General features: G+C 64.5%; 14 protein-coding genes. 5 read left to right on the top strand and 9 right to left on the bottom strand.

Annotated features, from left to right (window positions below):
- Window positions 1–499: 499 nt before the first annotated feature.
- The 4 genes from ACSFC7_RS11355 to ACSFC7_RS11340 are packed head-to-tail and all read right to left on the bottom strand — an operon-like array spanning window position 500 to window position 5913.
- The gene (locus ACSFC7_RS11355; protein ID WP_436347793.1) at window positions 500–2476 is read right to left on the bottom strand and encodes a DUF2206 domain-containing protein; all 1977 of its coding nucleotides are present in this window, start codon (window positions 2474–2476) and stop codon (window positions 500–502) included.
- On the bottom strand, window positions 2469–3431 hold the full coding sequence (locus ACSFC7_RS11350) for a glycosyltransferase (protein ID WP_436347792.1): 963 nt from the start codon (window positions 3429–3431) through the stop codon (window positions 2469–2471). Before ACSFC7_RS11350 ends, ACSFC7_RS11355 begins: the two co-directional genes overlap by 8 nt.
- A gap of 7 nt (window positions 3432–3438) precedes the next feature.
- Entirely contained in the window at window positions 3439–4506 is a 1068-nt protein-coding gene (locus ACSFC7_RS11345) for a DUF354 domain-containing protein (protein WP_436347791.1), read from the bottom strand.
- A 6-nt stretch (window positions 4507–4512) separates the two neighbouring features.
- Window positions 4513–5913, bottom strand: a complete 1401-nt coding sequence (locus tag ACSFC7_RS11340) for a nucleotide sugar dehydrogenase (protein WP_436347790.1) — start codon at window positions 5911–5913, stop codon at window positions 4513–4515.
- Window positions 5914–6257: 344 nt separating this feature from the next.
- Between ACSFC7_RS11340 and ACSFC7_RS11335 the strand changes: the two genes are divergently transcribed.
- The 3 genes from ACSFC7_RS11335 (at window position 6258) to ACSFC7_RS11325 (ending at window position 12835) form a co-directional block, all read left to right on the top strand.
- Window positions 6258–6899, top strand: coding sequence for a helix-turn-helix transcriptional regulator (locus ACSFC7_RS11335; protein WP_436347789.1), 642 nt, complete (start codon window positions 6258–6260; stop codon window positions 6897–6899).
- 802 nt (window positions 6900–7701) lie between these two features.
- Window positions 7702–9510, top strand: a complete 1809-nt coding sequence (gene glmS / locus ACSFC7_RS11330; protein ID WP_436347788.1) for a glutamine--fructose-6-phosphate transaminase (isomerizing) — start codon at window positions 7702–7704, stop codon at window positions 9508–9510.
- Window positions 9511–9727: 217 nt separating this feature from the next.
- Window positions 9728–12835, top strand: coding sequence for an MEDS domain-containing protein (locus ACSFC7_RS11325; RefSeq protein WP_436347787.1), 3108 nt, complete (start codon window positions 9728–9730; stop codon window positions 12833–12835).
- Between the two features lie 268 nt (window positions 12836–13103).
- On the opposite strand, the gene ACSFC7_RS11320 is transcribed toward ACSFC7_RS11325, so the two are convergent.
- The 3 genes from ACSFC7_RS11320 to ACSFC7_RS11310 form a co-directional block, all read right to left on the bottom strand.
- Window positions 13104–14042, bottom strand: a complete 939-nt coding sequence (locus ACSFC7_RS11320; RefSeq protein ID WP_436347944.1) for a carboxypeptidase-like regulatory domain-containing protein — start codon at window positions 14040–14042, stop codon at window positions 13104–13106.
- Window positions 14043–14307: 265 nt separating this feature from the next.
- Complete coding sequence (locus ACSFC7_RS11315) at window positions 14308–15552, bottom strand: polysaccharide deacetylase family protein (RefSeq protein ID WP_436347786.1); 1245 nt, start codon at window positions 15550–15552, stop codon at window positions 14308–14310.
- Between the two features lie 217 nt (window positions 15553–15769).
- The gene (locus tag ACSFC7_RS11310; RefSeq protein WP_436347785.1) at window positions 15770–16750 is read right to left on the bottom strand and encodes a glycosyltransferase family 2 protein; all 981 of its coding nucleotides are present in this window, start codon (window positions 16748–16750) and stop codon (window positions 15770–15772) included.
- A 343-nt stretch (window positions 16751–17093) separates the two neighbouring features.
- On the opposite strand from ACSFC7_RS11310, the gene ACSFC7_RS11305 reads away from it, so the two are divergent.
- Window positions 17094–18059, top strand: coding sequence for a glycosyltransferase (locus ACSFC7_RS11305; protein WP_436347784.1), 966 nt, complete (start codon window positions 17094–17096; stop codon window positions 18057–18059).
- A gap of 25 nt (window positions 18060–18084) precedes the next feature.
- Here the strand turns inward: ACSFC7_RS11305 and ACSFC7_RS11300 are convergent, their stop codons facing one another.
- Together ACSFC7_RS11300 and ACSFC7_RS11295 are read right to left on the bottom strand one after the other, a co-directional pair.
- Window positions 18085–19323: a sensor histidine kinase gene (locus tag ACSFC7_RS11300; protein WP_436347783.1), complete on the bottom strand. Its 1239-nt coding sequence runs from the start codon at window positions 19321–19323 to the stop codon at window positions 18085–18087.
- Window positions 19324–19397: 74 nt separating this feature from the next.
- Window positions 19398–20444 (bottom strand): FkbM family methyltransferase, encoded by a 1047-nt coding sequence (locus tag ACSFC7_RS11295; RefSeq protein ID WP_436347782.1) that lies wholly within the window; start codon window positions 20442–20444, stop codon window positions 19398–19400.
- A gap of 124 nt (window positions 20445–20568) precedes the next feature.
- On the opposite strand from ACSFC7_RS11295, the gene ACSFC7_RS11290 reads away from it, so the two are divergent.
- Window positions 20569–20751, top strand: coding sequence for a hypothetical protein (locus tag ACSFC7_RS11290; RefSeq protein WP_436347781.1), 183 nt, complete (start codon window positions 20569–20571; stop codon window positions 20749–20751).
- Window positions 20752–21004 lie beyond the last annotated feature (253 nt).

The following is a 21004-nucleotide window of genomic DNA, read 5'->3' as shown; positions in this document are numbered from 1 at the left end:
TGCCACAGCATGTCTGATCACGTGAGTCGTGTCACAGTGTGCCGGACGCGGTTCCGTCGGTATCTGCCGTCGAGCGTCGCCGGTCCGCCGTCAGAAATCGACCGGGTCCGACTCGCGTGACCTTCGGCCCGATGCCTGCAGAACCAGCCGCTCGGTTCGCTACTGAAATCCGCGTTCTACCGCGGCCTCGAGTGAAACTGCCGATCACGACGACTGCTTTGTGAGCAGCGATAATGCCAACGGCTCTCGCGTGAGCGGACACCGAACGACGGCGATAGGCGTTGCTACACGGGCAATATATTGGTGGACAGAAACCGCGAGTACCCCTACCCGCTGTCCACCGTCCTATCAGACCAGGCAGTGGCAGATGGAATATACTTTGTGGTCCGGCCGTACAGAGCGACGGAATGTCATCCGTACTGAACGTCCGAAAACGGTTCCTCTCAGTTGCTGCGTATTCGAGCGGAGAACGAGCGGTTCAGCGACGAGTCGACGACAGCTATCCGGATCCCGGCCCGGGCGTACACATCGTGACGTCGCCGTTCGTGTAGACCGTGGCCTGATCCGGACGACAGAGTTGCGACTGGTCGATCTGCTCGATCCGTCCGTTTCCGTCGGCGTCGTCGAAGTAGACCGCGTCGTTCGACTGCGCCGAGCGGTAGACCACGTAGTCGTGCTCGGCGACGCCGCCGTCGGGAACCGTTGCGGTCGTCGTCGACGGATACGCGCCCGTTCTGGAGAGCATCGTCTGATACGGATGATCGGTGTGTAACTGCTGGTCCGGACGGATCTCGCTTCCGTCCGGCGCCCCGGTCAGGGCGGCGATCGACTCGGCTGCCGCGAGTTCCGTCTCGTCGTACGCGAGGCGCTCGTGGTGGTCGTCGAAGACCGGTTGGTCGACGTTGCTTTCGGCCGCCATGATCATCGCGCCCGGATAGACGAGCACGAAGATCAACAGGACGGAGACGACGATCTTCGGATCCAGGTCCTGCATCACCGTCCGAAGACCGATCGCGCCGAGGATCGCCATCGGCGCGAAGAGGAACGCGAACCAGCGCGTCGGGATGAAGTTTCGGATCCCGAACATCGGGAGTCCGAGGACGAACACCAGCATGACCGCCGCCGCGAGCAAGAGCGTGAACACCGACTGCTCGGCGCGTCGCCGGTGGACGACGTACAGACAGCCGACGAACGTCGCCCCCAGCAGGAACAGGAAGCCGAGCGCGTCCACGTAGGGTACGACCTGGTCGATCAGTGTCGTCGCCGCCTCCGCGGTTTCGGCCTCGCTCGCATCCGACGTATCGCTCGCGATGTTGAGGAAGCCGGCGCTCTCCTCTAACGTCTGGGTGAAGAAGCTGAGAACGGTCGCGAGAAACGACTGCTCGCGATACGGCGTCAGCGACCACACGAAGATCGTCAGCCCGAAGTTGAAGACGACGAGCCCGATGAGGTTGACCGGCTTCTTCGTCCGGAAGACGCTCGTGTCGACTCGAGTGAGTCCGAGCGGGTCGACCTCGAAGACGAGCTGGGCGAGAAACGCCGCCAGCAACAGCACCAGCATGATGAACGTCGACACCTGGTGGGTGAGGATGACGGCGACGCTGAACAGGACCAGCAACACGAAGTCCCGGATCGCGTACTCGATGCGCATCACGCGGATCAGCGCGTACAACATTGCGAGGAAGAACACGAGTCCCAGACTCGTCGGGATGAGGTGCAGTCCCCACAGCGAGACGTGGCTGGCGACAGCGAAGAGGGCAGTCGCCAGCGTCGCCCACCGCGCGGACACGAGCAGGTTCGCCGTGGCGTAGACGAGCAGGACCGACAGCGGCATCACGAGTCCGACGGAGAGATACAGCGCCGTCCGCAGCGACACGTCGTACAGCAGCGACGAGGACGCGACTAACAGGTGGTAAAACGGCGCCGCGTAGTGTTTGTCGTGAGAGATGCCGCCGACCGACCGCGCGTCGAGAACCGCCTGCGTGAGCTCCGTGTGGGTCCAGACGTCGATTCCGACGTATCCCGGCGTCGCGTAGAGTGCGGTAAACCGGAAGACGAACGCGAAGGCGACGATCTGGAGCAGGAGAATCCCGGGGTGCAACTCGCGGTCGTTCACGAAGACGATCTGGCCGAGGACGAGCGTCCCGACGACGCTCGCGACCCCGAAGAAGATCGGCGTTCGTGCGCCCTGGACGACCGTGAGAGCGACGAGCGCAGAGAGTCCGGCCAGAACGACGCTCGGAAGCGCCATCGCTACCCCCGACGGTAGCGTCGGGACGCCGGTCGAGTTCGCCCCCTGATAGAGGGAGACCAGATACAGGGCACACGCGGTTCCGAGGATCAGCGGGACGGTCTCGAGATAGATCTGCGACGCGAAAAACCGCAGCGGCAGCAACGCCAGCGCGAGCACGAGGCCGACGATCGCCGCGACGGTGTCGAGTCGCAACGGCCGCAGCTCCGACAGCCTGCTATACACCGTGGCCCGCCTCCGTTCGATGGCCCGCGGGTTCGTCTCGCTCGAGGACGTCGCGGTAGACGTCGAGGAGGCGCTCTCCCAGCGCGTCGAGACCCAACCCGTCGATCGCCTCGCGGCCGTCGGATCGCTCGCGGGCGTCGGCGACGTACTCGAGCCCCTCGATCAGGGCTTCGTCGTTGTCGGAGACGACGCAGTCGGTCACGTCCGCGACCGTCTCGCGGACGAAGCCGACGTCGGTCGAGACGATCGGCAGGTTGCAGGCGGCGGCCTCCTTGACGACCATCGGGCCGCTCTCCCGTTTCGACGTCACGAGGAGGACGTCGCTCGCGTTCATGTAGTACGGTATCTCCTCGTGGTCGACCCCGGTGACCGTCCGTAGTTCGAGGTCGACGTCGGCCCGTTCGACCAACCGGCGAGCTCGCGGGAAGTCCTTGACGTCTCGAGTTCGATCGTACGGAAAGAGCGCGATCGGCCGGTCGGTCTCCCAGCCGACGCGCTCGCGTGCGTCCCGCCGTGAAATCGGTCTGAACAGGTCGGTGTCGACGCCGAACGGAATCAGTTCGTGCTCGGTCTCGAGCGTGCGCGACATGGTTCGACTGGGGACGATAGCCGCGTTCGCACGGCGGGCCCCGAACCGGCTGAGCGAGCGGAGCCAGCCGTGATCGCTCATTAGATCCGAGCCCCACAGAGTCACCACGACCGGGCGAGTCGGCTGTGCGAGTGCGAACGGCGCGACGAGGCCGTAGTTCGCGTGAACCAGGTCGTACGCTTCCGATCGGAGTTCCGAGAGGATCTGCGGGTAGTATTTCGCGTAGTCCGTCGGCGCCCGACTCGAGTCACCGCTGTGTGCGCCGGGGACGCGGACGACGGTGCAGTCGACGCCGCGGTCCTCGAGCACCGACACCTGCTGGTCGAAAAACGGTCGCGGGGACGTGACCAACTGAAGTACGTTCATGAGTAGATTAGCGTGTATTAGTCGTCGGCGTCGATCGGCTCGCCGCGCGTGTACGCGCATGCGATTCCATTTCGTCCACGACGAACGCCGTTACGTCGATCCGCTCCTCGAGCAGGCGCTTACGGCGCTCGTCCCACGTTTCGGCGGGCTGTTCGAGGACGGAGTCGATCGCCTCGAGCGCTCGAGCGTGGCGATCGTCACCGTTGCAGCCGAACAGCAGTCCGTACTCGGCCTCGAGTTCGGCCGTGTACCCGAGCGAGAGCGGGTTGACGTACACCGCCGGCGTGCCGAGCACCGCCGCCTCGGTCGCGGTCGTCGCGCCTTCGCTGACGACGATGTCGGCGGCGGCGAGCAGATCGTGGAGCCGTTCCGGCCGCGTCGAGAACTGATAGGACTCGAGATCGGCCGGCGGCTCACCCTCCGCGGTGAGCAACACCTCGAGGCCGGCGTCCTCGAGCCGATCGACGGCCTCGCGCGGATCGTCGAACCCGCCGTGGCCGACGTCGTGGGAGGCCTCCCAGCTACTGAGTCGAACGACGGCGAACGGGTCGCCGGGCTCCAGGTCGACCGACTCGAGGACGGCCGGATCGGGTTCGAATCGGTCCGGATGAAGATACGCGAGTTCGTGATACCCCGGGTAGCGCACCTGGCTCGAGCCGATGTCGTCCCGGTAGCACGCCGGCGTACAGATCACGTCCGCGAACGGGTAGGCGAGCTTCGTGATGAGCGTCGCGTGCTCGGTGTCGTAGAAGACGACGCTCCTGGAGCCCAACACCGACGCGACGTGGGCGGCGGCGACGCCGCCGATAGCCGTGATGACGTCCGGATCGATCCGGCGCGCCCGGGCCAACAGCCGCGTCTCGTAGGTCGCCTGCACGGCGGCCAGCGAGAGCAGCGAGTCGGACTCGCCGGCGAGCACCTCGTGGTCGATGTCGTAGGCCTCGAGGAGCGCGATCGCCACGTCGCTCTCGCGAGCGAAGACGTGGACCTCGTGTCCCCGGGCGTCCAGTTCCTCGATCGGATTCCGGAAGAAGTGGACGTGTCCGGGGTGCTGGATCGTAATCACGACTCGCATCGGCGATCACAACCTCCGGTAGACGAATCCCGCGTCGTGGGCCGCGTCCTCCTCGAACGTTCCCGTTATGTCGACCAACGCGGGGTTTGCTCCCAGTTCGGCCGCGACGGCCTCGAGATCCAGGCGTTCGAACTCGGCGTGTGGCGTCGCGAGGAGAACGGCGTCGAAGCCGTCGAACGAAAGCGTCTCCTGGACCTCGAGATCGAACGCGTCCTGTACCGCATCGACGTCCGCGAACGGGTCGAACCCCTCGACGTCGATATCGTACTCCCGAAGCGCGTCGACGACGTTCGCGACTTTCGAACTCCGAATGTCGCCGACGTCCGCCTTGTACGACAGTCCCAGGACCAGCACGCGACTCTCGCGGAGGGTCTTGTGACACTGATTGAGCGCCTTGATCGTCAGGTCGGCGACGTGGTCCGGCACCGACTCGTTGACGTCTCGACCGGCGCGAATGAGTTCGGGCTCGTACCCTTCCTGAGCCGATCGGTGGGCGAGGAAGTACGGGTCGACCGGAATGCAGTGGCCGCCGACCAGTCCCGGGCGGTAGTCGTGGAAGTTCCACTTCGTGCCCGCGGCCTCGAGGACCGCCTGCGTGTCGACGTCCATCCGCTCGAGCGCCATCGAGAGTTCGTTGACGAACGCGATATTGAGGTCGCGCTGGGTGTTCTCGACGACTTTGCACGCCTCAGCGACCTCGATCGACGGGGCGCGGTGGACGCCCGCGTCGACGACCGACTCGTAGAGCGTCGCTACGTCGTCGAGCACCGGCTCGGTCCGTGCGCCGACGACTTTGACGACGTGCTCGAGCCCGTGTTCGTCGTCGCCGGGGGTCGCGCGTTCCGGCGAGTAGCCGACGAAGAAGTCCTGGCCCGCATCGAGATCGGACGCCGATTCGAGCGCCGGGATCAGCACGTCCCGCGTCGTGCCCGGGTAGACTGTCGACTCGAGGACGACCGTCGTTCCGGCGGTCAGTTTCGAGCCGACGGTGGTCGCCGCGCTCTCGACGAAGCGCAAGTCCGGCCGATCGTCGTCGTCGATCGGCGTCGGAACGGCGATGATGACGTAATCGGCCTCGGTGATCTCGGCTGCGTCGGTCGTGTACGAGATGTCACCGTCCAGGATCGCCTCGTCGGAGAGGTCGCCAGTGGTGTCGACGCCGTCCTGGAGTCGCTCGACCGTCGATTCGTCGATATCGTAGCCGATGACGCGGTAGTCCGACTGCGCGAAGCCGACCGCGAGCGGCAAGCCGACGTAGCCGAGCCCGACGACGCAGATCGTCGCCTCTCGGGCGGACTGCTCGTCGACGCGCTCGAGGGTGCCGTTCTCGTCGCTCGATCGCAGGGGCAGTCGTTCGCGCTCTCGTTCGTCCGCTCGATTCTCGGTGTCGCTGATTGTCGTGGTCATAGATGATACGTGGGCGCTGGGCCGTCACACGCGGTCGCGTGACGGTGCCTGTCCGGAGCGGTTCCGTTCGCGTGCCTCGACTTCATCCAGACTCCTGGGGCGGTTTACTATAGCCAGAATAAACGGTTGCACCACGATCATCCGCGACTGATCCCGCCCGTTGCGGGAGCTGTTGCCAGTTCAGAAGATCTGTGTCGATGACCGGTTCTGCGGCTTATACTGGTGTTAAACGCCACTATACGGATCCATAATGAAGGCCCCGTAGCGCCGACGATTCATGCGGTCGGTTCGATCACGACGCCGTGATTCGGCCATACACCGACCGCGTAAGAACCGTGAAACACATGGTGTCAACTTCCCAGATCGAAGTCGGACCCGCACTCGCCTCGATTCACAGCAGTGTGTTCTCGAGCACGGTTCCGGTTCCGATTCGTCGACTCGACGTCCAGGCGTTCGCATCGGCAGTTCCCAGCGATAGCGATCAGTTCGGTGGACCGGTATCCTGGCTGTCGATACTGCGTGGCACGTCGTTCTGGGAAGTGGCGATGATTACGGTTCTGTTCTTGCTGATCAGCGGGCTCGTCGGTATCCGCCTGCGAGAACTGCTGTCGAACCGCGAGGTCGAACTCTCTACGCACCCGCTGATATCACAGTCAGCGGCAGAGTCGGATGAGATGAACAGCTCACCCACCGACGATCACCGACCCTACGAACAGTATCTCTCACCCGATACACCGGCCGAGCTCCTGAGCGACAAGGGAGAAGTGGTTCGACTGCTCGTGGCAAACCACGGCCGCATTCGCCAGCACCAGATCGCCGACGAAACCGGTTGGTCGAAGTCGAAAGTAAGCCGGATCTGCTCGCAGATGCACACCGATGGCACGATCGAGAAGACCTCGGTCGGCCGAGAGAACCTCATCACCCTGTCCGATCGAGAACCGCCGACGGAGACGCAGTGTACCGACACCGAGAGACCGCTTCAGTGAGCACGCACCACACTCTCGCACCAACTGAAACGATTTACACCCCGATCGTACGATAACCGTGCGATCGGGTGTACCGACGGTCGACGGCGACGAGCGGTCGGATCCGGTCACGCCATACGACGACGGCCCAGACCGAGGGCATCGAACCGGTCAGTACGTTGCCGTCGCTTCTTCCGGCAGGCTATCGATATAGACCGGACGGCTGTTTGCCGTCCGGATCACTGTTTCCAGCGAGCGTATTGTCTAACACGGAGTCGCTGCTGCCCAGGGGAGCGTCGTCTGATACGGAGCCATCGCTACCCAGGGGAGTGGCGTCTGACACGGAGCCACCGCTTCCGGATCGGGGTACTGCCGGACACAGAACCGCCGCCGATCGACGTCAGTCTCGAATTTACCCCGATTTCGTATCGTTACAACGACCCGGCGCTACGGCGGGTCCGACGCCGTTCGAACCGGAGCGGTCGGTTCCGCTGTAGCGCCCGCAGACCCCGCACAACGTGACGAACGGTAGTTCGTTTGCACGGAATGCAAACGAATTCCGGATTATACAGACGATAGCTCCCATCTTATTCGTGGTATAGTAATGGGCGCTGTCGGTCTTGCCGTATGTAACGACCCGCCCCGTCTCGCAGACGACGGGTGCTGGTAGGTGAATATCAATGACACACAACGGCTCTGTACGTCAGGCAGACTCCTCGAACCGACTGGATACGACCGTCGAAAACACGGTACGTCCCGTTGCACACCGTCTGGCAGCCTCGACGTACGCGACGACGGCCGCTCGAGCGGAGGTGAGCAGCTGATGTGCGGAATCATCGCGCGTATCGGTCACGGTAACGCCGCGGAGACGCTGCTGTCGGGACTCGAGAACCTCGAGTACCGCGGCTACGATTCCGCCGGGATCGCCGTCCAGAACGGCTCCGGCGTCAAGGTCCACAAGTGTTCGGGCGAGGTCTCCGACCTCAAATCATCGCTCGAGAGCCAGCCCCACGGCAACATGGGGATCGGCCACACGCGCTGGAGCACCCACGGACCGCCGACCGACGAGAACGCACACCCGCACACGGACACGGTCGGAGACGTCGCGGTCGTCCACAACGGCGTCATCGACAACTACGACGAACTCCGGGCGGAGCTTCAGGCCAAGGGCCACGAGTTCGAGAGCGACACCGACACGGAAGTCATCCCCCACCTCATCGACGAGTACCGGGCGGAGACCGGCGACAGCGAACTGGCGGTCCGCCGCGCCGTCGAGACGCTCGAAGGGAGCTACGCGATCGCTGCGATCGTCGACGGAGAAGAGGCGGTGTACGCCGCGCGAAAGGGCTCGCCGCTCGTGCTCGGACTCGACGACGACGAGTGGTTCCTCGCCAGCGACGTTCCGGCCTTTCTCGACTACACCGACGAAGTGATCTACCTCGAGGACGGCGACCTCGTCGTCCTCGATCCCGACTCCTACCGGATCACCGACCTCGAGGGCAACCTCCTCGATCGCTCGACCGACACCGTCGACTGGGACCCGGAGGACGCGGGGAAAGGCGAGTACGATCACTACATGCTCAAAGAGATTCACAACCAGCCGACGGCCCTCTCGAACACGATCGAGGGTCGGATCGACGACGGCGACGTCGCACTCGAGGAGCTTCCGACGGGTACGTTTGCGGACATCGAGACCGTTCAGTTCGTCGCCTGCGGGACCTCCTACCACGCGGCGATGTACGGAGCCCACCTGTTGCGATCGGCCACCGTCAGTACGGAGGTCGTTCGCGCGAGCGAGTACGCGTCGATGTCCGGGCCGGTCGACGAGCGGACGCTCGTTGTCGCGGTCACCCAGAGCGGCGAAACCGCCGACACCCTCGACGCCGTCCGCAAGGCGACCGCACGCGGTGCTCGGTCGCTCGCCGTCACCAACGTTGTGGGATCGACGGCCGCTCGCGAGGCCGACGACGCGGTCTACATCCGCGCCGGTCCGGAGGTCGGCGTCGCCGCGACGAAGACCTTCTCGTCGCAGGCGGTCACGCTCGCGTTGCTCACGCAGCGACTCGCGGCCGACATGCCGGACGCGACCCCCGCCGCGGACCGCGAAACGATGCTCGAGAAGCTGAACGACCTCCCGGAACACGTCGAGAGCGTCCTCGAAACCACCGACGCAGAGGCGCTCGCCCGGGACACCGTCGACAGCCAGTCGTACTTCTTCATCGGTAACGGCCTCGGCCACTCGGTGGCCCTCGAGGGCGCGTTGAAGTTCAAGGAGATCACGTACGAACACGCCGAGGGATTCGCCGCCGGGGAGCTCAAACACGGTCCGCTCGCCCTCGTGACCGACGAGACGCCGGTGTTCGCGGTCGCCACCGGCAGCGGCGACGGGAAGACGAAGACGAACGCGATCGAGGCCCAGACCCGCGGCGCGCCGATCGTCGCCGTCAGTCCGGACGACCACCCGATCGTCGACGTCGCCGACGTGCACCTGTCGATTCCCGACACCCACCCCGTCTGGGCCGGTCTGCTCGCGAACGTCCAGCTCCAGCTGGTCTCCTATCACGCCGCGGATCTGCTCGAGCGACCGATCGACAAGCCGCGCAACCTCGCGAAGAGCGTGACGGTCGAGTGATCGAGGCTCCCACTTACTGACGACTGTTCTCTGAACCGTTCGTACGTAGCTCGCGTCACTTCTGGAGCGCGTCCGTTCGTCCGTCAGTTGTCCGCACAGGAGCAACACGAACGGGGACGCCGCGAGGGGAGTTCACGCGAGACTGTGAGAGTGTGTGACAGCAGCACATGTTCTCGTGATAACCAGAGTTAAGAAGTCGCGGGAACTATCGCGCATAGTGAGTAACGAAGCCGATCACGGCGGCCAGCGGAACGAACTAGGCCGTGAGAGCGGGCTCGAGGCGCTGCGCCAGAGCTCGGAGTTTCGTGGGCCGGTCGAGCCCTCCGAGGACCACGACCACTCGACCGATCATTTCGCACTTCTTTACGAGAACCGCGACGACCAGTTTGCGTCCGCGATCCCGTTTATCTCTCAGGGGCTCGAACGTGGCGAGCGGTGTCTGTACGTCGCGGACGACAACTCTAGAGCGGACGTGCTGACGGCGATGCGAGAGTACGGCATCGATGTGGACGCCGCCCTCGAATCGGGGGCGCTCTCCGTTCTCAAACCGGCGGACACGTACCGCCGAACCGGGGAGTTCGATCGAACCACGATGCTGGAGTTCTGGGAGGAGTCACTCGAGCAGGCGACGGACGAGGGCGGTTACACGGGTCTCAGAGCGGCCGCCGAGATGACGTGGGCAATAGACGGGGAGACGACCGCCGACGAGTTGGCCGAGTACGAGGCCGTGCTCAATTCGCTCTACGAGGACGACGAGTACGTCGTCATGTGCCAGTACAACCGAGAGCGGTTCCCGGTATCGGTCATCCACGACGTTATCAAGACCCACCCGTATATCGTCGCCGACGGGACCGTCTCGCAGAACTTCTACTACACACCTCCCGAGACGTTCTTCGGCTCCGAGGAGATGGAGACGAAGGTCGATCGCATGATGGGGACGCTGCAGGAGCGGACCGAGGTGAAGGCGGCGCTGGCGGAACGGCAAACGTACCTCGAGCGCGTGTTCGAGAGCAGTCACGATGCCATCGTCGTCATCGACCCCGCGGCCGACGAGATCGTCGACGCGAACCCGGCCGCAGCCGAGATGCTCGGCTATACGCACGACGAACTGCTGACCCTCGGCCCCTCCGACGTCCACCCCGACGAACTCGACAGATTCCAGACGTTCGTCGAGGAGGTGTTCGAGGACGGCACGGGGTGGATAGACGAACTCACCTGTCGCACCAAAGAACGAGGCCAGATTCCGACGGAGGTCTCCGCGTCTCGGATGGAGCACGAGGGGCGTCCAGTCGTGCTCGCGGTGGTCCGCGATATAAGCGAGCGCAGGAAGTGGGAACGGGCCCAGCGGAGATTGTACGAGATCGCATCCGATCCCGATCGGACGTTCGAGGAGAAGCTCCAGGCCCTGTTCGATCTCGGCTGCGAACGGTTCGATATGGAGGTCGGCGGTCTCGCCATCGCCGAGCCGGCGACCGATCGGTTCGAGGTGGAGAGTACGAACGAGGAGCACGAAGACCTCGTTCCGGGCGAATCGTACCCGCTCTCCGAAACGTACTGCCGTATCGCTGCGAACGAGGGGGGAACCCGTGCGATGACCGATCCCGTGAGCGACGGGTTCGAAGGCAAACTGTGCTACGACCGGTTCGGTGTACGGGCCTACCTCGGAACGTACCTCGAACTCGAGGACGCCGCCAACCGGACGTTCTGGTTCGTTTCGACCGAACCGAGGGAGGAAGCGTTTTCAGAGGGTGAACGGACGTTCCAGCACCTGATGGGGCAGTGGGTGACGTACGAACTCGAGCGCCGCCAGCGCGAGCGGGAGCTCCGCGAGCGCACGGACCATCTCAGCGCGCTCGTCGAGACTGCGCCCGAATGCATCAAGACTGTCGGCGCCGACGGCACCCTACTCCAGATGAACTCCGCCGGACTGGAGATGGTGGAAGCCGACTCGGAGTCGGACGTGATCGGCGAGTGTCTCTACGACCTGATCGCCCCCGAGCACCGCGAGCGGTTCCGCGAGTTCAACGAGCGGATCTGTCGAGGCGAACGCGGGACCCTGGAGTTCGACATCGTCGGGCTGGAGGGCACGCGCCGGCATATGGAAACGCATGCGGCGCCGCTGCGTCACCCCGACGGATCGATCTCCCATCTGGCACTGACGCGCGACATCACGGAACAGGTCGAGCGCGAACAGGAACTCGAGCGGACGCTCGACCTGCTCCACAAGACCGAGCGCATCGCGGACGTCGGCGGCTGGGAGATCGATCCGGAGACGGAGGAAGTGTTCTGGACCGACCACATCTTCGACGTGCTGGCGGTTCCGTACGACGAGGAACCGCCGCTGGACGAGGCCCTCGAGATGTACCACGAGGACGACCGGTCAGTCGTGACGAGTGCCGTCGAAGACGCGCTCGACTCGGGCCAGTCCTTCGATATCGAGGTACGAGTCCGTACGCACAGCGACGAGGAACGCTGGCTGCGGCTTCAGGGAGTTCCGGAGACCGTCGACGGTGACATCGATTCGTTTCGCGGGGCGGCCCACGACATCACCGAACACAAGAACCGCGAGCAGCGGTTAGAAGAAGTGATCGAGAGGCTCGAGATGTCGAACGAACGGCTCGAGCAGTTCGCCCACGCCGCCAGCCACGACCTCCAGGAGCCGCTGCGGATGGTCTCGAGCTACCTCCGACTCCTCGAACGCCGCTACGAGGACGCGCTCGACGAGGAGGGCGAAGAGTTCCTCGAGTTTGCGGTGAACGGGGCCGACCGAATGCGCGAAATGATCGAGGGACTGCTCGCGTATTCACGGGTCGAGATGCAGGGCGACCCGCTGGAACCCCTCGACCTCGATACCGTCTTCGACGACGTGTTGTCGGACCAGCAGTTCCTGCTCGAGGAGCACGACGCCGAGATTACCGCCGACGACCTCCCCCGCGTCGAGGGTGACGCGAGCCAGCTCCGGCAGGTGTTCCAGAACGTGTTCGAGAACGCGATCACCTACAGCGGCGACGAGCCGCCGCGGATCCACGTCTCGGCGGAACGGCGCGAGGCGGGGAGCGGCACCGCCGCGGGAACCGACGGCTTCGAGTGGGTCGTGTCGGTCCGCGACGAGGGTATCGGGATCGATCCCGCCGACCAGGACCGCATCTTCGAGGTGTTCCACCGCCTACATACCCACGGCGAGTACGATGGGACGGGCATCGGCCTCGCGCTCTGCGAGCGGATCGTCGAGCGCCACGGCGGCGAGATCTGGGTCGAGTCCGAACCGGGCGAGGGGACGACGGTCTCGTTTACGCTTCCCGCAGTACAGAATCGCGATCAGTAAACCGGCCGTCCGTCTCGACCGTCCGTCCGGACGTCGCGAATGTGACCGGTCTTCCGATACTAACTCACGTAGCGTTCGCGACCGCGATTTGACGCGGACTGACCGATCACCGTTCCTCGCTGATTCGTGATCGATAGCACTCTCGTCGACCGATACGGGTGTGACCGAACGGCGCGACGAGGCGGTCGTCGCAGACGTTCCCGTCAGAATCCGCGTGCGCATTCGAAAAGAGTCGCTCGAAAGCCGTCGAGACGGGCCAGCGATCCGGTTAGTCGTCCTCGAGCACCAGCGTGACCGTATCGCCGTCGCCGTCGATCTCGACGTCCGTTTCGTCTTCCTCGTAGCCGTCCGCGCTCGCGGTGACCGTGTAGTCGCCGTCTTCGACCTCGAACTCGGCTTCGCCGTCGTCGTCGACATCCTGCTCCTCGCTCGAGCCGAAGAGTTCGTCCTCCTCGAGTTCGACGGTGGCGTCGTCGATCGTCTCGCCGTCGTCGTCCTCGACGACTGCCGTCAGGGTGTACGATCCGTCGCCATCGTCGTTCGCCTCGAGTTCCAGCGTGACCGTATCGCCGTCGCCGTCGATCTCGACGTCCGTTTCGGCGTCTTCGTAGCCATCCGCGCTCGCGGTGACCGTGTAGTCACCGTCCTCGAGTTCGAACTCCGCTTCGCCGTCGGAAGCGTCCTGCCGTTCACTCGAGGCGGTATCGCCGTCGACCTCGACGGTGGCGCCGTCGATCGAATCGCCGTCGGCGTCGTCTTCGACGATCGCTGTCAGGGTATGTGATTCGTCGTCGCTGCTGTCGTCCTGGCCGTCGCTATCGTCGCCGGTGTCGCCTCCATCGCTGTCGTCACCGGTGTCGCCTCCATCGCTATCGTCACCGGTATCTCCTCCATCGCTGTCGTCGCCGCCATCGGGATCTCCGTCGTCAGTGTCGGTGCCGTCATCACCGCCCGCGTCGCTCTCGTCGGCCTCGTCGTTCCCGTCGTCGGTCTCCGAAGTGTCGTCCGAGTCGATATCGTCGGCCGCGCCCTCGGAGTCACCCCAGTCGTCGCTGACCGAGCCGAGTGCCTGACCGAGAGAGGCCCCACTGGCGGCGAGCGCCAGTCCGGCTACCAGGAAGACGATACCGCTGACGGTGAGCAGTACCTGCACGCTACGCTGCGCCGAACTCGTCTGCGTCCGTTGTTGGTTGACGTTGGGGCACATTGTTGATAGTTGGATCTGCATTACGTCGTGACTGCGATTCGGTTCGGCGGTGTGGGTTCGGGTCGGTTCGCCGGAAACCGATCTGGACGGGGGGTCTGTGCACGCTGGTGGGTGGAGTACCCACTGCGTACGAGAGAGGGAACGTTCACTACCCGTTCGTTTCGCCTTTCGGCAGTTCACTATACCGTAGATAAGACCGTTTCATCCGGTGAAACAGTCCGAAACAGCACTGAAACGCCCGATCGCGTGTACTGCGGTAATGGCATTACTCGACGGTCGCCGCACCGTCAACCAGTTCGGAGGGAGTGATCACGTCGAGCCCTCGGTGGGCGATGTGATCGAGCAGGTGCTCGAAATCCGCGGCGGACATGCTGTTCGCGTCGACGTCCGCCTCGTCCGCGACGATTCGCGGGATTCGAAGCGTCACGAGCTGGTCGTACTGATCGCAGAGGTTGATCGCGCGACGAACCCCACCGTAGAGGTCGGGCCCCCAGATCAGCGGCGTCATATGGATCCCGGTCGGCGGCGCACCGGTCGGCGAGGATCCGAACAGGAAACTCGAGTCGTGGTGTTCGCGGAGGAGGTCGTGCGTCGTCTCGTTCATCCGGTCGTCGGGCACGAAGAAGTGACGCGCCCCGTCCGAGAAGCCGCGTTCCTCGAGGCCGTCCCTGGTGGTCTCGATAATCTGTCGCTGGCGGCTCTCGGGCTGTTCGGAGAGCGGGTAGTCGACCCGGGGATACGAACAGACGTCCCAGTCGCGGTCGCGAAGCTCCCGGAGTTCGTCGACGTCCATCCGTCCCGAGGCGCCGATTCGTCCCGGATCGACCGGGGTCGCTGCAGCCCAGTCGCGTTCCTCGAGCATCGGCGCCGCGATCTCGTAGTGGGAGTCGCGACCGCCGTACAGCGCCAGGATCGCCTTCCCGTTGACGATCGACTCGGTTCGTCGGAGGTCGTCCATCACGACTCGGGTCGGCCCGTCGTCGGGGCCAATCGCGATGACGTTCAACTGCCGGACGTCGGAGAGGTCCGGTTCGCCCTCCTCGTCGTGTTTCTGGATGTATCCGAAGTCGAATCGCAGCCAGCCGTCGTAGCCGTCCGGCGCCGGTCGGATGCTGGTCAGGTGGCTGCCTCGCTCGGGCGCCATCAGTTCGACGTGGATTCGGGTTGCGGACTCCATCTTGACCGCCAGCGACGTGTCCCACCCCTCGAGATCGAGTCCGTCGGGAAACCGGATTCGTGCCGCCGCGCTGTTCGACTCGCTCTCGACGGCCATCGCCTGGGTCCCGAATCGCGCCTCCTCCGGGACGGGTTCGATCTCGCCCGTTACCGGCTCCCAGCGGTCGACTGACTCGAACGCCGAGATCGCCTCACCGTCACCGATCGCGGGCCAGATCGGTTCGGCGTCGTCCGGTATCTCTTCGTCCGTACCGTTCGTCTGTTCGGCCCCGGATTCGGACGTCTCGTCGCCGGGGAGTGCGTCGAGACAGCCGGCCAGCGTCGTCGAGGCCACACCGAGCGTGCCGACCAGTTGTCGTCGAGAATAGCCGTTCGTCATATTGTCTGCGCAGAGGCGAGTGCCGCCCTTTCTAATACAGCTATTAATCGGATTGCAGTCGGCCAGACGGTAGCTACCGGTCTTCGATCCGAGGGCTCTCGAGGGGGATTATACGGGTCATAACCGGTCGAACGCGCTCGCGGTGGCTACGGCTGGACCACTGAACGAGTGCCTACTCCGCGAGTCGGGTGTCGTTCGACCGGCCGAACTGCGTGTCGGCGAACGCGTCGCGAGCAGAGCGGACGAAGTCGAGCGCGGACGGTCCGACAACGGCGAAACAACAGATCGCGAGGCTTGCGAGCGTCGGTCCGTGCTTCGTGGCCTCCCAGCCGTATCGCAGCGCCCGTCGTCGGTTGTTTCGGTCGATCTCCGTCCAGCCCCAGGAGAGGTGGCGATCGTATCGCAGTCGGCGTTCGAGACCGGGATATCGCTCGATCTCCTCGCGATACTTCGACCAGATCTGGCCGAAGAGATCCGCGGTGCCGTCGAGTTCGAGTTGCAATCGATCGGCCCGTTCGATCGCGGCCATCGCCGACACGTTGCAGTCGTGGAACTGACGAACGACCAGCGGTTCGTCGACGTACTCGTACTCGTACTCGCGGGCGATCCGAATCGCGTGATCCCAGTCTTCGCCGCAGTCGAACTCGGTGTCGTAGCCGCCGACCCGCTCGAAACACTCGGCGCGGATCATGTGACTCGAGTAGGGCTTGAGGTCGAACTGGGCGAGGACCTCCGGATAGATATCGCCGCGGATCGAGGGCGTATAGGAGCCGACGGTTCGCCCGTCCTGTTCGACGAGGCCGCCGGTGTAGACGACGCCACAGTTCGGATTGGCGTCCATAACGGCGAGCTGTTTCTCGACCTTCTCGGGATCCCATCGGTCGTCGTCGTCGAGAATGCAGATATGCTCGCCGCGGGCCCGCTCGACCGCCAGATTTCTGCTCGCGGCGATCCCGAGCCGCTCGTCGTTGTAGAACGGCCGGACGCGGTCGTCGTCGTACTGCTCGAGAACGCCCCGCGTCTCCTCGACGGGAGGGTCACAGACGATCACGACTTCGATCTCGTCGTGTGTCTGGGCGAGCGCCGTTTCGACCGCACCGTCGATGAACGAGGGCCGATCGTAGGTCGGAATAATCACGCTGACGAGCGTCACGGCCGTAACTCACCTGTCGATCGGATCCGGTGGAGAGTAGTTTGTCTGCGCGCTACTGAACACATACCGTGAACGATCGTCCAGAGACACTTATCCGTAAACTGAATTCTCAAGCACTGATGATCCCTCGCCGCGGTTATCGTCCGATTTCGGGAATGTCACGAGTGTCGTCGTCGTCGGCTTGACGGGCGGTGGCACAGACGGTCACACAGGGAGTGTAAACCCATTTCGAACCGACTACTCCGGCTTCAACGAGCGCCTTCGAGGGAATGCTGTCGATACTTTTGAGGGTCTGTCTCGAGTGACCGAACGGAAATCGAGCATCACACGCTTTCGGTTCACTATGAACGGACACAGCACACGCGACGGGCGACGGGGTGGGGACGTGGACGCGAGCGAGTGGCCGCGAGTCTCGGTCATCGTTCCGGTGTACAACGATCCGGCGGGGCTCCGAGACACGCTCGACTCGCTGACGGGACAGACGTATCCGACCGACGGCCACGAGATACTCGTCGTCGACAACGATTCGACGGACGAGACGCCGGCCGTCGCACGGGAGTTCGCAGACGATCACGACCACGTCACGTTCCTGATCGAAGACGAGAGGCAGAGTTCCTACGCGGCGCGCAACAGGGGTATCGCGCACGCGAGCGGCGACGTACTCGCGTTCGTCGACGCGGACATGCTCGTCGAGGCCGAGTGGCTCGCCGACGCCGTCCACGCGTTCGAACGGAACGACGCCGACTATATGGGCTGTGACGTCGAGATGATCCCCTCCGAAGGCGGCGACTCGCTCGCGGAACGCTACAACTTCCAGACCGGGTTTCCCATCGATCACTTCATCGAGGACCTCGGGTTCGCACCGACGTGTTGTCTGCTCGTCCGCCGATCCGTGATCGACGACGTCGGCCCGTTCGACTCGCGGCTGATCTCCGGCGGGGACCGGGAGTTCGGTCACCGGGTTCGCGACTCCGGCCGGGAGTTGCAGTTCGCTCCGGACGCGACGATGTACCATCCGACGCGGTCGACGGCCGGCGCGATTCTGCGAAAGTCGCGACGCGTCGGTCGCGGCGTCTACCAGCTCCGCGTGTTCCACCCCGAGCGGTACGACAGCAAACTGCCGGTCGCGCTCAATCCGATGCCGTACCTCCCGCCGCGACCCGAGCGCGTCCGCAACGTCGACGGCTGGAGCGACCTCTCTCGCCGCGAGAAGGCCGGTTCCTACGTGTTATCCTACGCACGTGGGGTCTGTAATGGGGTAGGTCGACTCGAGGAAACGCTCCGGAGGCGGGTGAGCGCATCGCGGTGAGTTCGACCCGACGATCGAACGCCACTCACGCCGATTGTTGCATATCGGCCGCCCCGCGGCGGTGCTCGTGTACTACTGGGAGCGTGAACGAGACCGTCGTCCCCTCGCCCGGTTCGGACTCGACCCAGATCTCGCCGCCGACAGACTCGCTTCGCTCGTCTGTCGAGCCCGGCCTCACGCTGTTCGCCCGGACGCCGTGGCGCTCGACGATCCGCTCGCAGAGCGCGAGGCCGATACCCGTTCCCTCGTGCTCCTCCTGACTGTGGAGCCGCTGAAAGATCCGGAAGATACGCTCCTGATCGGCGGGATCGATCCCGATACCCTCGTCGCGGACCGACACGATCCACTCGGAACCGTCGCGTTCGGCGGTAACGGAGACTCGTGGCGGTTCCTCACCGCTGTACTCGACGGCGTTGGAGAGGAGATTCTGGAACAGTTGCTGTAACTGGCTCGCGTCACCCTCGACGCGGGGCAACTGCTCGATCTCGACGTCGGCGTTCGTCTCTTCGAGTCGGAGTTCGAGATTCTTGCGAACGTCGAGGATCGCCGCCTCGAGGTCGACCGGTTCGAACGGATCACCGCGCGTCTCGACACGAGAGTACTCGAGGAGTCCGTCGATCATCCCCTGCATTCGTTCGGCGCCGTCGACGGCATACTCGAGGAACTCCTCGCCGTCCGAATCGAGGTCGTCCGCGTACCGGCCGTCGATGAGCTGGAGGTAGCTCGAGACCATCCGCAGCGGCTCCTTCAGGTCGTGGCTGGCGACGTACGCGAACTGCTCGAGCCGTTCGTTCGACTCCTCGAGTTGCGTTTGCACGCGCTCGAGCGTCCGGTTTTGCTGTTGGAGTTTGTACGTGGCCGTCCTCGCTCGTGCGTCGTACGTCCCGATACCGAACCCGGCGACGCAGGCGAACGCCGTGAGTATCGGGATGGATCGCTCCGGTTCGGTCAGCCCGGCGTCCGGTTGAACGTGGTAGAGCGAGAGCATTCCGAGGATCAGTCCGATCCCGCCCAGACACCACCAGGCGATCGTCGAATAGAACTGCGGGTGGATGTCGTCGTCCGGCAGCCGATAGCCGCCGACGACGAGGGCGGCCCCCGATCCAGCGATGAAGGCGAAGACGATCGCGATCGACGCGATCGATCGATTCAACGGCAGCTGCGTGAGCGCCCGCGCGGTACCGAGTGCGACGTACAGACCACCGATACCGATGACGACGTGTCGTCCGTCGATCGTCGACATGGTATCCTTCGTACGAGCCATTAGAATGTCGTAGGCTAGAACGACAATAACAGTTGAGATTGGTCGTTCGCAACCGTGACGACGGATTTCGGGACTCACTTCCGCGCGATCAGTTCGATCGAGTGGTCGCTCTCGGCCATCGCCCGTCGGAGATCGCCGACGTCCTCGACGTCGCACTCGAGGCCGTGCCAGCGCCGCGCGTCCGAAACTCCGGCGGCGGCGTCCGTCCGAACCGCGGAGACGACCTCGAATCCGTTTTCCGCGAAACGGTCCACGACCGTCGTCTTCTCCGCGTCGGAGAGGTCGAGCGGGTGTAACTCGACGTAGACGACCGTCGGTCCCGGCGCTTCTACGACGTCCGTTAGCCCCTCGAGCACCTCGCGCTCGTAGCCCTCGACGTCGAACCGGACGACGTTGACCGACGCGGGGTCGACGTCGCGGTCCGCGAGGTACCGGTTTCCGGTGGTCTGTTCGACCGAAATGGTCTCGCCGTCCTCGAGCGCCGCTGTCGGCGAGATGCTGTCCGCCGCCGACGAGCCGTCGCGGACCCGGTGCTGGTTCGAGTGCGTGCTCGGCGTCATCTCGACGGGCCGCTCCTCGTCGCCGAATGCGAGTCGGTCGACGTCCGCGAGATCGGCGTAGCCGTTGCGCTCGAGGTTGTGTTCGAGGAGTTCGACGTTCAACGGAATCGGTTCGACCGCGTGGATCCGCGCCCGGTCCCCGAGAATGCCGGCTTCGATCGTACAGAAGTAGCCGATGTTCGCGCCGACCTCGAGGACGCGGACGGGCCCGTCGACGACCGCAGCGAGGCGCTCGAGTTCGCGCTCGAAGGCCGTCGACGAGCGGTACTCGTGGACGCCGTAGGCGAGCAGCGTCCGCGAGATGCCGGCGTCGCTCGTGTCGACGACCAGTTCGTGGTCCCCGACCGAAACGGCCTGGTAGCGTCGGTCCTCGAGGCGGTACTCGTAGTACGGATTCCGGCCGGTCGCCAGCTCCGCGACGGAGCCGACGGCCGCGCCGGGTCGGCCCGTACGCAGCAAACGACCCAGTTTTCGGGCCTCGAGGCCCAGATACTGCGCGATCTGCGGTGCGTCGTCGACGACCGAACGGAGCCGGTTCGCGGGCGTTCGTGTCGCGGTCATCGGTCCCGGTCGGCCAGTGTCGCAATCGATCTCGTCCCCATACCTGATTCGTTCGGTAGTTCACGAACACGGATAAGTCTCGAGTCCGCTTTCTGTTCGTGAGACCGCGGCGACGACCGTCTCCGTGATCGGACTCTGGATCGCCGTTTCGCCGGCGACCTACGAGACTGCGGCGCCGACCACGCGGAACAACGCGCTGGTCGGCGGTGCAGTCTTCCTGCTCGCTGGGTACAACTACTACCGAATCGTCACCGACCACTCGAACAGTACGTGCGCGACGTCCCTCGTCGCCTTGCCCGCGGTATAGACCGTCGCCGCTCCTTTCGCCTTCGAGCGGCAGTTCGCGATGGCGGATCTCGGCGTCGCCGATTTCGGACTCGTCTCGAGTAACGCGGTCCCCTGAGTCGTCGTGGCTGTACTCGCGGCAGACGTCGCGTCCGCAGCGGGGACCGACGTCCGGACCGGAACGACGACCGGGACGAGAGAAGGTCTCGGGCGGCCATCGCGGCCGTTTCTCTACTCACCCACTCGAAGCGCGAACGGGCACGCGAACCGGTTCA

Origin of the sequence: Natronorubrum halobium (genome assembly GCF_051351675.1) — an archaeon.
In the GTDB taxonomy this organism is placed as follows: domain Archaea; phylum Halobacteriota; class Halobacteria; order Halobacteriales; family Natrialbaceae; genus Natronorubrum.
Note: the sequence above shows the minus strand (reverse complement) of the source record. Positions and strands in the feature narration are given on the sequence as shown.